We start from the raw sequence: 15094 nt of genomic DNA, 5'->3' as shown, positions 1-15094 counted from the left end.
TCATACATGCTAATACAAATAAATTTGTGGTAATTCTTTTTGAACCAAAAGTGGATGATGAGCTGAACATCAAGAACTCTTCTTTATGCAATTAAAGAATAAGAGCTCATGATGTTCAGCTCTTTTTCACGCATTCGTTTATACCAAATTGAGAAGGGGTAATAAGGCAGTAAAGTTAGGAGTGATACATATGACTAAATTAAGTATTGGTATATTTACAACCCAACAGGATGCCTCAATGGCTGTAGAGGATCTTAAAAAAGAAGGATTACATGAGAAAAAAGAAATATCTGTTCTCTCAATAGATATTAGAGATCTGGAAAGTATTAGCAAGGATAGTGGTGTGAAGAAGCCGGAAGGTGGGGATGGAAATTCAGGTATTTTTGGTTATGTGAAAGGGTTGGTATCAGAATTGGATGTTATCCCTGTAGAAGTCGCCGCTTCAGGTCCGGCAGCTCGCAAATTTGCGGGGGCAGCTATTGGTTCTGACACGGATGATTTGGTAGTTGGACTTGTAGGGAGTGGAATTCCAGAAGAAGATGCTCAGAAATATGAAGAATTATTGCTCGAAGGCCATATTCTCATGCTAATTGTAAGTGAGACAGAGCAAGTTGATAAAGTGAACGAGATTTTATTATCTAATCAATCTATAACCTTGGAATAGAGTTGTAGTAACTAAGGCGCGCAGAAGTTTACTGTAATTGGAACTTTTAACGTCGGTCATACTTTCTAAAAATCCAAGTGTAGGTATAAATGTTGAGTCTGTCTATGACAGAGCGATTCCTTCTCTGCAAAATACTCAGAATGAATCATTATGTGTTAATAACAAAAATGAAACGAAGGTGTTGCTATAATGTTAGTCTACTTTATAATATTAGCTATAGTAAGCTTTGCAACTATGTCTTCATTCATTATAGCCGTAAAAAAAGGTACTTCATTTGTTGAGACATTACCATCTGCAATTAGTTTCACATTTCTTGTAATATTAATCATGTTTTTTATCCAAGACATTCAAAGAATTTAGCAAATAGAGCTGAGTTTGCTGAGGCTATTAATCGTGTCACATCTGAGATATTTAAAGATTTGGACAGTAGAATTAAAGTCCTTGCAAATCATCTCGCAACTTCTGATGCCAGTTATATGGCGATGGTTACATTGTTAGACGAAAAAGGTGTATTGAGTACAGAAGAATTTGATAAAAGACAAACAGAGATATTAGAAAAGATTAAACATGGATTAGACGAGATGAAGAAGTATGCTGTAAATGGAGTTTCTCAATAAATTATAGTTTGAATAATCAACACTTAGGGGGAAATTAATTGGTTAGTGAACTAACATTTAAAACAAAACTCAAATTAGAAAATGTAATTGAATATAATAACTCTTTTAGCAAAAATAGAAGAATATATTTAACTGTGTTATTTTTTGTAGGAATGTTTGTGATTTTATTTCTGACCGAACAAGAGAAAAGCAATAATATTGCAACGATGCTAATTATTGATTTTATAGGGAGTATTATTATCTGGTTTTTAATTAAATTTAGAATTAAGAGTCACTCAAAGAAGACGTTTCAAAGCGATAACCTAGCGCAGCAAGAGTACACGTATACAATTAATGAATTAGGCCTTCGTTTTGAATCGGAATCTAGCAATGGAAATATCAAGTGGGCAGATGTGAAAAAAGTCAGTGAAACAAAAAATCTTTATCTGGTATTCATATCAAGTAACAAATCATTTGTAATGCCCAAGTCTTCAATTTCATCAGCAAAAGAAAGGTTGACTTTAAAGTATCTGATTAGTTTGAATTTAGATTCGAAAAAGGTTCAATTTAGAACCTGATTTGGCCAATAAAACATTAGAAATGGATGTGGACACAATTAATACTACCAAAGTGAGTAATCATGGAATGGGATCATAATACATCGAATATTAAGAATGTTAAGTAATGTGATGCAAACTGAGGACAGAAGATAAGTAGCCCTTTTTTTCGTTCTATAAGGATCACTCATTACCATCATCTACCGCTACCATTATAGGTGTAGTGTAGTTCTTATTTTATTAAAGAAACATCATGACAATATATAAGTAAGAAAGATGTAGAATATATCAAAGTGAAATAAAGTTACTCTGACAAAGAATGTGATATTAATCAAACAGAAATTGATGAACTTCTGTTTGATTGGATTGAAATGCAAATTGAAAATATCGGAGAAATCAAAAAAATGGTGATGTCGAGAGATTCCCTAACTGGCGGTGAAAAATTAAATAAAATGAATCAGATGCCCAAATCGGTTGGATCTAAGTCTTGTGCATGTTCGTGTTTCTACTAAAAAGGAAGTAGATAAATAATTATGAAAGACAATGGAACCAGTGCCATTACATTAATAATGAGTACTATAGAATGGTACACTTGCAATTTATCACATCTCATCCTCCCCCTGATTCTGCTGCCGATCCAAATTTCGATACTGAATGGCTTCCGCGACATGTGAAGACGCAATCTTATCTTTGGCATCGAGATCAGCAATCGTCCTCGCTAATTTTAGAATGCGGTCATAGGCTCTCATACTAAGACCCAGTGCCTCTAGCGTTTCTTGTAGCATCGTAGCCGTATCAGATGAAAGAGCAGCGAAGTTACGAAGATGTCTTCCCGCTAATTCACTATTGTAGGAGAAGGGTAAGTGACGGTAACGTCGCATTTGTATGCTGTGAGCTTGCATCACACGCTCTCTCATTTCTTGTGAAGATAAGCTAAAGGTCTCTTTTGTCCACTCTTTTGGACGAGGGACATCCACTTGAAGATCGATTCGATCTAATAAAGGACCGGAAATTTTGGCTCGGTAGTGGGCAATACGTGAACTGCTACAAGTACAACGGTGCTCAGGATGATGGCTTCCAAGATAGCCACAAGGACAAGGATTCATGGATGCACATAACATGAAGTGTGCTGGAAATGTATGAACTGCACGTGCGCGACTAATGGTTACAGCACGGTCTTCTAGAGGTTGTCGTAAGACTTCGAGGACATTGCGAGAGAACTCAGGGAGTTCATCGAGAAATAATATTCCACGGTGAGCAAGACTTACTTCTCCTGGTTTAGGAATCGTGCCCCCGCCAATAAGTCCTCCGGCTGAAATCGTATGGTGTGGTGAGCGGAAGGGTCGTTGTCTTAGTAGTCCTGTGGATGGTTCTTTTAGTTTGCCAGCCGCGCTGAATATTTTGGTCGTCTCGAGAGATTCTTGTTCAGTTAAAGCAGGTAGAATGGTGGGTAGACGTTTGATTAACATGGTTTTACCTGTACCAGGTGGACCGATAAGCATAATATTATGCATACCAGCTGCAGCGATGGTTAGTGCTCGTTTGACGTGTTGTTGACCTAACACATCACTATAATCTTCATAACTGGCTGTGTAGATTTGGGAAGCTGATGAGGTAGTCACAGAGGGATATGGCTTCTGGAGATAATCCAATGAATCAAGAATGACAGGAGGATCTGTTTCCTTTCTCACAGACTTAGGTAGAATGCCATCGGGATACAATAATTCTCTTAGGTGTCCAAGACTAAAAACTTTCATATCTTTGATTAGATCTGCTTCGGCAGCATTCTCCTCAGGTAATAGAACGGCATTGAAGCCTTCTTGCTTCGCACGATCTACCATGGAGAGAACACCGGACACGGGTCTCAAAGTGCCATCTAATGCAAGCTCACCAATCATAAGTAGGCGGATATCTGAAGGAAGAATAATCTGGCCACTAGTCACTAGAATACCGAGTGCGATGGCTAGGTCGAACGCTGAACCTTCCTTTCGAAGGTCGGCTGGGGCTAAGTTAATCGTAACTCTCTGCATAGGAAATCGAAATCCACAGTTCTTAATGGATGCTCGAACTCTTTCAACGGCTTCACGGATGGCAGAGTCGGGAAGACCAATTATAGAAGTCTGTGGTAGACCATTAGATATATCTACTTCGACTTGGATGATTACGCCATCAATGCCATATAAACAAGCGCTATACATTTTACCATACATAAATAAAAACACCTCTATTCTATATAATGGATACGTTGTAGTCCGTATACCGCATTAGAAAAAGGTGCTTCCTTTTTTTGCGTATGAAATGATTAGTTAAAGCTTAGTTGGAATAGGAGTATTTGTCAATCTGATAGGTTGATCAACAAAATAGGTGTATATGAATTCATATTAATTTACTTATTTTACCAATTGTTCGCAATAAGGGATGAAATCGATATCAAAAGAGTGTCTATTACAAGTGAGTATAATAAGGAAAGCGTTTTAAAAACATGATACAATGAGTTGGGTTTATATTTATTTCCAATTTAAATATAAGAGGTATACATTTAATAGTATACATAACCTATATTTCTCGCAGAAAAGTGCAATGTCTCTTTCATTAATGAGACTACTGCCAATTCTACTTGGGAGTCTCGACTTGTTGCAGTCATGTTGATAGGAGGATCCGTTAATGAATATCCATGAATATCAAGGTAAGCAAGTTTTAAAACAGTATGGTGTTTCCGTTCCTAACGGAAAAGTTGCCTACACCGTGGAAGAAGCGGTAGAAGCTGCCAAATCTTTGGGAAGCCCGGTAACGGTCGTTAAAGCCCAAATTCATGCTGGAGGCCGCGGGAAAGCTGGCGGTGTTAAAGTAGCTAAAAGTTTAGATGAAGTACGTGCTTATGCTGAAGAAATTCTTGGTAAAGTATTAGTGACTCATCAGACTGGTCCGGCGGGTAAAGAGGTTAAACGTCTCTTGATCGAAGAAGGCTGTGATATTCGAAAAGAGTATTACGTAGGTGCTGTTGTTGACCGTGATACCGGACGTATTGTTATCATGGCGTCTGAGGAAGGCGGCACTGAGATTGAAGAAGTTGCTGCTGTAACACCAGAGAAGATCTTTAAAGAAGTGGTTGATCCGGCAGTAGGATTGCAAATGTTCCAAGCTCGTAAATTGGCATATGCAATTAATATTCCGAACGAGCTAGTTAACAAAGCTGCCAAGTTTATGATGGCATTATATACTGCTTTTGTTGATAAAGACTGTTCAATTGCTGAAATTAATCCGCTTGTCATTACAGGTTCTGGTGACGTTATGGCACTAGATGCTAAACTTAATTTCGATTCTAACGCTTTATTCCGACATAAAGACATTCTTGAACTTCGCGATTTAGATGAAGAAGACTTGAAGGAAATCGAAGCTTCGAAATATGATCTTAGTTATATTTCATTAGATGGTAACATTGGCTGTATGGTTAATGGTGCTGGTCTTGCTATGGCAACGATGGATATCATCAAGTATTACGGTGGAGAACCCGCTAACTTCCTAGACGTTGGGGGCGGTGCTACAACTGAGAAAGTTACGGAAGCATTCAAAATCATTTTATCTGATGAGCAAGTAAAAGGAATATTCATTAATATATTTGGTGGAATTATGCGCTGTGACGTTATTGCTAATGGTGTTGTAGAAGCTGCTAAACAGCTTGGATTAACTCGTCCACTGGTTGTACGTCTAGAAGGAACAAATGTTGAACTTGGCAAGCAAATTTTAGCAGAGTCAGGACTTAACATCGTATCTGCGGATTCAATGGCTGATGGTGCACAAAAAATTGTCGCGCTAGTAAAATAATTACCTTTAAATCGATAGGGGATGTGAAGTAATCGTGAGCATTTTAGTCGATAAACATACAAAAGTCATTACCCAAGGTATTACGGGTGCGACAGGTCTATTTCACACCAAAGGCGCATTGGATTATGGAACCCAAATGGTGGGCGGCGTAACTCCAGGCAAGGGTGGTACGAATGTAGATATTACATTGGAGAACGGTGAGACGGTTAGCTTACCGGTATTTAATACCGTTGTAGATGCGAAACAATCCACTGGAGCAACAGCAAGTGTGATTTATGTTCCACCTGCTTTCGCAGCTGACTCCATCATGGAAGCAGTAGATGCGGAACTAGATCTAGTCATTTGTATTACTGAAGGAATACCTGTACTGGATATGATCAAGGTTTCTCGTTATCTGGAAGGTAAGAAGACGGTTCTAATCGGACCTAACTGTCCAGGTGTTATTACACCAGGAGAATGCAAAATTGGAATTATGCCTGGGTACATTCATCGCGCGGGACACGTGGGTGTCGTTTCTAGAAGTGGAACTTTGACTTATGAAGCGGTCCATCAACTGACGACCCGTGGAATTGGTCAATCATCCGCTGTAGGAATCGGGGGAGATCCAGTTAAAGGATCTGAATTCATTGATATTTTGAATCTTTTTAATGAAGATCCTAATACCTACGCTGTGATCATGATTGGTGAGATCGGTGGAACGGCGGAAGAAGAAGCTGCAGAGTGGATTCGTGAGAACATGACGAAACCTGTAGTTGGGTTTATTGGTGGTGTAACAGCACCTCCAGGAAAACGTATGGGACACGCAGGTGCAATCATATCTGGAGGTAAGGGAACTGCGGCTGAGAAGATTGCTAAGCTCGAAGAGTGTGGCATCAAGGTCGCTCCTACACCATCAGAAATGGGATCTACTTTAGTTAGTGTTCTAGAGGAACGCGGTATGCTAGAGAAATGTATGACACAGTAATATTTCTTTAGGTATAATAAGCGTACAAGGTAAGCAACCTTTTATTCCCAATTGTGGAATGGAAGGTTGCTTTTTTTGCGTTATTCTTTTGTTTAGTTTAATTCATTGCGGGAGCGGGTCTCTCGAACCATTTAAGGAGGTAGGTATGAGAATGAATGAAGAAAGATGGATGCTTGTCGCATTACATGAATTGGATGGAATCGGTTGGAAAAGTATTGATCGTGTATTGAAACATGGTGCTATTTCGTATCAAATGTTTAATTATAGTTATGATGATTGGGAGAATGTTGGTTTAACGCGAGATAGGGCGGAATCTGTCGTAAGGCAATTGTCGAAGGAACGGATGGAGAAACGCAAGGAACAGCTTGCTATACGTGGCATAGAAGCGATTACGATATGGGATGACGAATATCCTGATTTATTGAAAGAAATACATCAGCCACCATGGGTGTTATACTGTCTCGGTCAACGCGATCTACTAAAGACGCTTTGTGTAGCTATGGTAGGTACACGTATTCCAACCGCATATGGACGTAAAGTAGGTTCAGTGCTAGCAGATGAATTGTGTCAAGCTGGTATAACCATTGTGAGTGGTATGGCAAAAGGGATAGACAGTGTATGTCATGAAGCGTCACTCGCTTGTGGTGGGAATACGATTGCAGTGATGGGAACGGGAATGGACGTTATTTACCCTGTAGAAAATCGTTCTTTATTTGAGAAAATTACTAAAAGTGGTTTAGTTGTGACGGAATACCCACTAGGCACCCCATCACATCCGGGTCTCTTTCCTCAACGGAATCGGATTATTGCAGGATTGTGTGTAGGTACATTGGTTGTTGAGGCAGATGTTCGAAGTGGATCGCTCATTACAGCAGATGCAGCCATGGAAGCAGGGCGAGATGTATATGCTGTTCCTGGGCCGATAACTTCGCCTAAGAGTAAGGGTGCACTCGAACTGATTAAGCAAGGAGCAAAGATGGTAACCTGTGGTAGAGATATAATGGAAGAGTATCAATCTCGTCTGCTTGAAATAAGCAAAGAAAAGACTAAAGGAGGAAGTAAAGTAGGGGGCAAAATGCAAAATTCATTATTTGAAGATTTGACAACTGATGAGGTTGAACTATACCATATACTCGAGCAGGGTCCTTTTTCACTAGATCAGTTGCTGTTACTAAGCCATTGGGATTTTGGACATTTGCATTCAGTTCTGTTATCTTTAATCATAAAAAAGCAAATTACCCAATTAGCTGGTGCTATATATAAGATCATATAATATGGTTGTTTGACAGATTGATGGTTTGATTGTTGGAGAGGAGATGAATCCATGGCAGCAGATTCACTAGTCATCGTAGAGTCGCCTGCTAAGGCGAAGACGATAGGCAAATATTTAGGAAGTAAATATATTGTTAAAGCATCTATGGGTCATGTACGGGATTTGCCTAAAAGTCAGATTGGCGTTGAGGTTGAGAATGATTTCAATCCTAAATACATCACGATTCGCGGAAAAGGATCTATATTGAAAGAATTGAAAGATGCTCGAAAAAAAGTGAAATATGTTTATCTCGCAGCCGATCCGGATCGCGAAGGAGAAGCCATTGCTTGGCATTTGGCACATGCTCTTGATGTTGATCTGACACAGAATTGTCGCGTAGTGTTTAATGAGATTACGAAGCAAGCTGTGAAGGATGCTTTTAAAACACCACGTAAAATTAATATGGATCTGGTGAATGCACAACAAGCACGTAGAATTCTGGATCGTTTAGTAGGGTACAAAATTAGCCCACTATTATGGAAGAAAGTCAAAAAAGGATTGTCCGCAGGACGTGTTCAATCTGTCGCCGTTAAGATTATTATGGACCGCGAAAATGAGATTGATAGCTTTGTTCCTGAAGAATATTGGAGTATCACAGCACAGTTGGCTAAGGGTGATACGACGTTCGAAGCGAAATTTCATCGTCTTCATGGTGAGAAGAAAGTGTTGTCTCGCGAAGAGGATGTCCAAGAGGTCTTGAAAGAGATTGAGGGAGCTTCTTATACAGTTAGTGAGGTCAAAGAGAAAGAGCGTCAGCGTCATCCATCGGCTCCTTTTACGACGAGCTCTTTGCAGCAAGAGGCAGCAAGAAAACTCAATTTCCGTGCAGCCAAGACGATGTCAGTTGCTCAGCAACTCTATGAAGGCGTTGAACTAGGTAAAGAAGGTACCGTGGGTCTTATCACATATATGCGTACGGATTCCACACGAATTGCGGCTTCTGCAGCCGAAGAAATCAAAGAATTTATCGGGAATAAATTTGGTGAAGCTTTTGTACCAGAGACTCCTCGTCAATTCTCTAAGAAATCAGCAAATGCACAAGAGGCGCATGAGGCCGTTCGTCCAACATCAGTCCTACGTGAACCTGAAAGTGTTAAGGATTTCTTAAGTCGCGATCAACTAAGACTTTACAAATTAGTCTGGGAGCGTGCTGTTGCAAGTCAGATGGCATCCGCCATATTGGATACACTCTCTGTCGATATTACTGTGAATACGGCGACGTTTAGAGCCGTTGGTTCTAAGGTGAGGTTTCCTGGATTTATGAAGGTATATGTAGAAGGTAATGACGACGGAACTACGGATGATGATAAGTTCTTACCTGCTCTTGAAGCGGGAAATAAGTTAGTGAATACAGAAATAGAACCTAAACAACACTTTACGCAACCACCACCACGCTATACCGAAGCACGTCTTGTGAAAACGCTTGAGGAACTCGGCATAGGTCGCCCAAGTACATATGCACCGACACTTGAGACGATACAAAAACGTGGCTATATTGCTATGGAAGAGAAAAAGTTCATGCCAACTGAGTTGGGTGAATTAGTTATTGAGCAAATGGAACAGTTTTTCCCAGAAATTCTAGATGTGGAATTCACAGCACATATGGAAGAAGATCTGGATCACGTAGGTGAAGGCTCAGAAGATTGGGTGAAAGTGCTTGCACAATTTTATGAATCTTTTGAAAAGCGTCTAACCGTCGCTGAGGAAGAGATGAAGGAAATTGAGATTGAAGATGAAGTATCCGATGAAATCTGTGAAAAATGCGGTAAACACCTCGTATACAAATTAGGTAGATTCGGTAAGTTCTTAGCTTGCTCTGGATTTCCTGATTGTAGAAATACGAAACCTATTATTAAAGATATAGGCGTGAGTTGTCCTGCTTGTAAGGAAGGTCATGTGGTAGAAAGACGTAGCAAGAAAGGACGTATCTTCTTTGGGTGTGATCGCTACCCGGAATGTGATTTTGTGTCATGGGATCGTCCATCATTGAAGCCTTGTCCGAAGTGTGATGCTATGATGGTAGAGAAACGGAATAAACAAGGGAATAAATTACAATGTACAGCGTGTGACCATGTTGAATTGGTTGAAGACAACGATGATAACGCAGAATGAACAATTGCAGGAGGTAATGAAGTTGACAGATATACAAAGAGTAACGGTCATTGGAGCAGGACTAGCGGGAAGTGAGGCGGCTTGGCAGATTGCAAGTCGTGGCGTTCCAGTAAGATTATATGAAATGCGTCCAGTTGTGAAGACACCGGCACACCATACGGATAAATTTGCTGAATTAGTATGTAGCAACTCCTTACGTGCCAATGGTTTAACTAACGCAGTAGGTGTGTTGAAAGAAGAAATGAGAATGTTGAATTCTCTTGTGCTTGGAGCAGCAGACAGAAATGCAGTACCTGCTGGTGGGGCTTTAGCGGTTGATCGTGATGGTTTCTCAGGTGAAATAACGAATACACTTCACAATCATCCATTAATAGAAGTCATTAATGAAGAATTTACACATATACCTGAATCAGAGATTGTTGTTATGGCGACAGGTCCTCTAACATCACCTGCATTATCTGCACAGATCCGTGAATTAATGGGTGAAGAGTATTTCTACTTCTATGATGCTGCGGCACCTATTGTAGAAAAAGATTCTATTGATATGGATAAAGTATATTTGGCGTCTCGTTATGATAAGGGTGAAGCCGCATATTTAAACTGTCCTATGAATGAAGAAGAGTTTAATGCATTCTATGATGCACTTATCACAGCTGAGGTTGCTGAGCTTAAAGAATTTGAGAAAGAAATTTACTTCGAAGGTTGTATGCCGATTGAAGTGATGATGAAGCGTGGTAAGCAGACGGCTCTGTTTGGCCCAATGAAACCCGTGGGATTGGTGAATCCACACACAGGTGAACTTCCGTTTGCAGTCGTTCAATTACGTCAGGATAATGCAGCGGGCACACTCTACAATTTGGTTGGATTTCAGACTCACCTTAAATGGGGCGAACAGAAGCGTGTGTTTGGCATGATTCCAGGACTTGCGAATGCAGAGATTGTTCGTTATGGTGTGATGCATCGTAATACATTCATTAATTCACCAAGACTCCTACAGCCTACATATCAACTGAAAAGCAATGAGAAGCTCTTCTTTGCGGGCCAGATGACAGGAGTGGAAGGTTATGTCGAATCTGCGGCTTCTGGTCTTATAGCGGGCATTAACGCGGCTAGAATGGCACTAGGTGAAGAGTGCCTGGTATTCCCAGAACTAAGTACACTAGGAAGTATGTCACATTATATTACGAATGCGGATCCAGACCATTTTCAACCGATGAATGCAAATTTCGGATTGTTGCCTAGTCTAGAGAAAAGAATGCGTAATAAGCAAGAAAAGAATCAAGTGCTAGCAGAAAGAGCACTTGAGAGTATCCGAACCTTCAAGGAACAGAATGGACTAGTAGACGGTACAGAGTAAACTTATGTATCTTTGGTTCAATTAAAAGTTTAGGAGGCCATAGAGATGGATCTAACATTTCATGCGACAACGATCTGTGCAGTTCGACATAATGGTAATTCAGCCATAGCAGGAGATGGTCAAGTTACCTTTGGCGAGAGCGTCATTATGAAGACGACAGCCAAAAAAGTACGTCGTCTTTATCGTGGACAGGTCATTGCTGGATTTGCGGGTTCAGTGGCTGATGCGATTACATTATTTGAGAAGTTTGAGGGTAAACTTGAGGAACATCATGGGAATCTTCAACGTGCAGCTGTAGAATTGGCAAAAGACTGGCGGCAAGACCGCATCCTTCGCAAATTGGAAGCTCTAATGATTGTCATGAACAAAGATGGCATGTTACTAATATCGGGTGGCGGCGAGATAATTGAGCCGGATGATGATGTGATTGCGATTGGTTCAGGTGGTAATTTTGCATTAGCAGCGGGTAGAGCACTCAAAAGGCATGCACCGGAGCTTGAGGCTAAAGAGATCGCAAGAGAGGCACTTCAAATTGCTTCTGAGATATGTGTATATACCAATGGAAATATTGTGGTGGAAGAATTGTAAGATTATGAGTGAGAATACCCAAGAGGGTGGAGGAAACCATGATGAATAATCAATCTTTGACGCCTCGACAGATTGTAGCCGAGTTGGATAAATATATAGTTGGACAAAAACAAGCAAAGAAATCTGTAGCTGTAGCGCTTCGTAATCGCTATAGACGTAATAAACTACCGGACCATCTGCGAGACGAGATTGTACCAAAGAACATCCTCATGATTGGTCCTACCGGTGTTGGTAAGACAGAAATCGCAAGGAGACTTGCTAAACTGGTTAACGCCCCTTTCGTAAAGGTGGAAGCAACTAAGTTTACAGAGGTAGGATATGTTGGACGCGACGTGGAATCGATGGTGAGGGATTTAGTTGAGACTTCGATACGTATGGTGAAGTCAGAACGCACGGAGAAAGTGCATGAACAAGCGATCGAGATGGCTAATGATCGTATTATTGAAATTATTGTTCCTTCTAGCTCAAGCTCCAAAAACCAGCGTAATCCTTTCGATATGCTTTTTGGTGGGAGTAACAATAATAACGAAGATACTCCGCCTGAAGAGAAAGAGAATAGTACTGTGGTTGAACGTAGAAGGAAAGTGAAGTTCAATTTACTGGCAGGTAATCTTGAGAATGATGTGATAGAAATTGATGTTGAGGATAGCAGTTCATCTATGATGGATCTTTTTTCCGGTCAAGGCAATGAACAAATGGGTATGAACATGCAAGAAATGTTAGGGAATCTTATGCCCCGCAAAACGAAAAAAAGGAAGCTTCCTATTAAAGAAGCACGAGTAGTTCTCATTCAAGAAGAGGCAGCCAAGCTTATAGATATGGATGAAGTGATCACGGAATCCGTTCGTCGTGCAGAGCAATCTGGCATTATATTCATTGACGAGATAGATAAGGTTGCTAGTCCAAGAAAGGGCTCTGGACCTGATGTGTCACGTGAAGGAGTTCAGCGTGATATCCTTCCAATCGTTGAAGGATCAACCGTTATGACCAAATACGGTCCTGTAAAGACGGATTTTGTTCTCTTTATTGCAGCAGGAGCTTTTCATATTGCTAAACCATCCGATCTGATACCTGAATTACAAGGACGCTTTCCGATTCGTGTAGAGTTGAATAGCCTGTCGTTAGAAGATTTTATATCTATTCTAACGGAGCCTGAGAACGCGTTGACGAAACAATATGTCAATTTACTTAAGACAGAGGATATCGACCTTGAATTTGATCCAGCTGCGATTCGAGTAATAGCAGAGATGGCAGCGGCAGTGAACCAAAATACGGAGAATATTGGGGCAAGAAGATTGCATACTATATTAGAGAAATTACTTGAGGACTTATCATTTGAAGCCCCTGAGTTAACCTTAGATAGCTTGACGATCACTGCTGAATATGTCCGTGAGAAACTTGGGGATATTGCACAAGATCGTGATTTGAGTCAATATATCTTGTAATGATAAATTGACGATTAATGGATACTAAAATGGGTAAAAAGTATCTGGTTTTCATTATTATGCATGTAGTATATGCGAAAATTTTACAAAATTCGACACGAGCAAGTCGAAAAAAGCACGTTTTACAATCCGTAGACCCTTTCACTGACCTATTTTGAAACTAAATGAAAAAAATATAGTAAGCACTAAGGAAAAGAAGCCCTATTTCTAAAAAAAATAGGGCTTTTTTCTTATTGTAATAAAACGTAATCTCTAAGAAACTTAAGCTATACAACAAATCCGCTTTTTTTCACTAAAGTACGAGTTTTTTCTCATTTCTTATTAATTTTGTCGAAAAAAAGAGGGTTTTATGTATTGTTGTAGAATTAATTTTTATAGTTGTAGAATTTAAGTATATATATGAAAGTTCGAAAGAGGGGATCAAGGTTGGAGTTGTTGAATGGAGCAACGTTTCAAAAGTTGCAAGGAGCCTTGAATGCGGCTAATACGAGACAGCAAGTGATTTCAAACAATATAGCCAATAATGAGACGCCTTATTTTAAACGTTCTGAAGTATCTTTTGAAAGCTTGCTACAACAAGAAATGAGTGGAGACATGCCTGTTCTCAAAGGGATTAAGACTGACTCACGACATTTCTCAATAGGACCCATTTCATCAGTTCCTACACCTGTCATTTCTCAAGATGATTCGACAAGTATGAATAATAATTTAAACAATGTTGATATTGAACAGGAAATGTCATTATTAGCGGATAATCAACTCCGGTATAATTCATATATTTCACTGATGAATGAGAAAATTAAAATGATGCGTACGGCTGTAGAAGGGAGATAAACCTAAATGACACTGAGTAATAGCTTCGGTATTAGTGCTTCTGCTTTAACAGCGCAAAGGCTTAGAATGGATGTTATATCATCTAATATTGCCAATGCAGAAACAACAAGAGCGAGTGTAGTCAATGGGGAAGTTGTACCTTATCGACGGAAAATGGTTGTGCTCTCACCAAATGAGTCTAACTTTTCTAGTGTGCTCCAGTCACAATTAAGTACCGAGTCAGCAAAAGGTATTGGTAACGGGGTTAGGGTGAAGGCCATTAAAGAAGATAGTTCGCCTCTAAAGCTAGTCTATAATCCCACACATCCAGATGCTAACGCGCAGGGGTATGTATCCATGCCGAATGTGGAAATTGCAAAAGAAATGGTTGATATGATGGCGGCATCCCGTTCTTATGAAGCTAATATAACAGCTCTTAACGCTTCTAAATCAATGATTTTGAAGGCTTTAGAAATCGGTAAATAATAGATTGTTTAGAAATATAGAGAAAGAGGAGGGGAACTAATGATTGAGAACACGATGTTTAGCACCCAGACGATGAAGCCACTTCAGTTACAAACCAACAAAGAGCAAGTTACGGCTACTCCTTCTGATTCGCTTAGCAATTTTGGATCCTTTTTGGAGAATGCAATTCAACAAGTCGCAGACCAAGAAAAAAATTCAAATACGATGAGTGAGAAATTGTTACTCGGCCAAGTGAATGTAGATCAGGTTATGATTGCTTCCGAACAGGCTTTGTTAAGTTTACAGCTTACAACACAAGTTCGAAACAAAGTGATAGAGGCATATCAAGAGATAATGCGAACACAAATATAGTTGTAGCTAGCTAAGCTTCGGGTG

The 15094-nt window shown here is 39.9% G+C and carries 14 protein-coding genes; 13 read left to right on the top strand and 1 reads right to left on the bottom strand.

What is annotated here, in order from left to right:
• The first annotated feature begins 190 nt into the window (after window positions 1–190).
• The 3 genes from PBAT_RS14410 (at window position 191) to PBAT_RS14400 (ending at window position 1838) form a co-directional block, all read left to right on the top strand.
• Window positions 191–664: a general stress protein gene (locus PBAT_RS14410; protein WP_068650652.1), complete on the top strand. Its 474-nt coding sequence runs from the start codon at window positions 191–193 to the stop codon at window positions 662–664.
• Between the two features lie 419 nt (window positions 665–1083).
• Window positions 1084–1281 (top strand): hypothetical protein, encoded by a 198-nt coding sequence (locus PBAT_RS14405; RefSeq protein ID WP_068650651.1) that lies wholly within the window; start codon window positions 1084–1086, stop codon window positions 1279–1281.
• Window positions 1282–1319: 38 nt separating this feature from the next.
• A complete protein-coding gene (locus tag PBAT_RS14400; RefSeq protein ID WP_068650650.1) occupies window positions 1320–1838 on the top strand; it encodes a YcxB family protein in 519 nt (172 codons plus the stop codon).
• Between the two features lie 581 nt (window positions 1839–2419).
• On the opposite strand, the gene PBAT_RS14395 is transcribed toward PBAT_RS14400, so the two are convergent.
• Window positions 2420–4027, bottom strand: a complete 1608-nt coding sequence (locus PBAT_RS14395) for a YifB family Mg chelatase-like AAA ATPase (RefSeq protein WP_068650649.1) — start codon at window positions 4025–4027, stop codon at window positions 2420–2422.
• A gap of 454 nt (window positions 4028–4481) precedes the next feature.
• Between PBAT_RS14395 and sucC the strand changes: the two genes are divergently transcribed.
• The 10 genes from sucC (at window position 4482) to fliE (ending at window position 15070) form a co-directional block, all read left to right on the top strand.
• Window positions 4482–5642, top strand: a complete 1161-nt coding sequence (gene sucC / locus PBAT_RS14390) for an ADP-forming succinate--CoA ligase subunit beta (RefSeq protein ID WP_068650648.1) — start codon at window positions 4482–4484, stop codon at window positions 5640–5642.
• Window positions 5643–5676: 34 nt separating this feature from the next.
• Window positions 5677–6606: a succinate--CoA ligase subunit alpha gene (gene sucD, locus PBAT_RS14385; protein WP_068650647.1), complete on the top strand. Its 930-nt coding sequence runs from the start codon at window positions 5677–5679 to the stop codon at window positions 6604–6606.
• A 151-nt stretch (window positions 6607–6757) separates the two neighbouring features.
• Window positions 6758–7879: a DNA-processing protein DprA gene (gene dprA / locus PBAT_RS14380; RefSeq protein ID WP_068650646.1), complete on the top strand. Its 1122-nt coding sequence runs from the start codon at window positions 6758–6760 to the stop codon at window positions 7877–7879.
• A 51-nt stretch (window positions 7880–7930) separates the two neighbouring features.
• The gene (gene topA / locus PBAT_RS14375) at window positions 7931–10030 is read left to right on the top strand and encodes a type I DNA topoisomerase (RefSeq protein WP_068650645.1); all 2100 of its coding nucleotides are present in this window, start codon (window positions 7931–7933) and stop codon (window positions 10028–10030) included.
• A gap of 16 nt (window positions 10031–10046) precedes the next feature.
• The gene (gene trmFO, locus PBAT_RS14370; RefSeq protein ID WP_420848778.1) at window positions 10047–11387 is read left to right on the top strand and encodes an FADH(2)-oxidizing methylenetetrahydrofolate--tRNA-(uracil(54)-C(5))-methyltransferase TrmFO; all 1341 of its coding nucleotides are present in this window, start codon (window positions 10047–10049) and stop codon (window positions 11385–11387) included.
• Window positions 11388–11432: 45 nt separating this feature from the next.
• A complete protein-coding gene (gene hslV, locus PBAT_RS14365) occupies window positions 11433–11975 on the top strand; it encodes an ATP-dependent protease subunit HslV (protein ID WP_068650643.1) in 543 nt (180 codons plus the stop codon).
• A gap of 41 nt (window positions 11976–12016) precedes the next feature.
• The gene (hslU, locus tag PBAT_RS14360; RefSeq protein WP_068650642.1) at window positions 12017–13420 is read left to right on the top strand and encodes an ATP-dependent protease ATPase subunit HslU; all 1404 of its coding nucleotides are present in this window, start codon (window positions 12017–12019) and stop codon (window positions 13418–13420) included.
• A 426-nt stretch (window positions 13421–13846) separates the two neighbouring features.
• Window positions 13847–14254, top strand: a complete 408-nt coding sequence (flgB, locus tag PBAT_RS14355; protein WP_068650641.1) for a flagellar basal body rod protein FlgB — start codon at window positions 13847–13849, stop codon at window positions 14252–14254.
• Window positions 14255–14260: 6 nt separating this feature from the next.
• The gene (gene flgC, locus PBAT_RS14350) at window positions 14261–14719 is read left to right on the top strand and encodes a flagellar basal body rod protein FlgC (RefSeq protein ID WP_068650640.1); all 459 of its coding nucleotides are present in this window, start codon (window positions 14261–14263) and stop codon (window positions 14717–14719) included.
• 39 nt (window positions 14720–14758) lie between these two features.
• Window positions 14759–15070: a flagellar hook-basal body complex protein FliE gene (fliE, locus tag PBAT_RS14345; protein ID WP_068650639.1), complete on the top strand. Its 312-nt coding sequence runs from the start codon at window positions 14759–14761 to the stop codon at window positions 15068–15070.
• The last annotated feature ends 24 nt before the right edge of the window (window positions 15071–15094 follow it).

It is taken from the genome of Paenibacillus antarcticus (assembly GCF_001637225.1).
Classification (GTDB): domain Bacteria; phylum Bacillota; class Bacilli; order Paenibacillales; family Paenibacillaceae; genus Paenibacillus_AQ; species Paenibacillus_AQ antarcticus.
The sequence above is the reverse complement of the archived record's forward strand: the minus strand, read 5'-3'. Positions and strand labels throughout refer to the sequence as shown.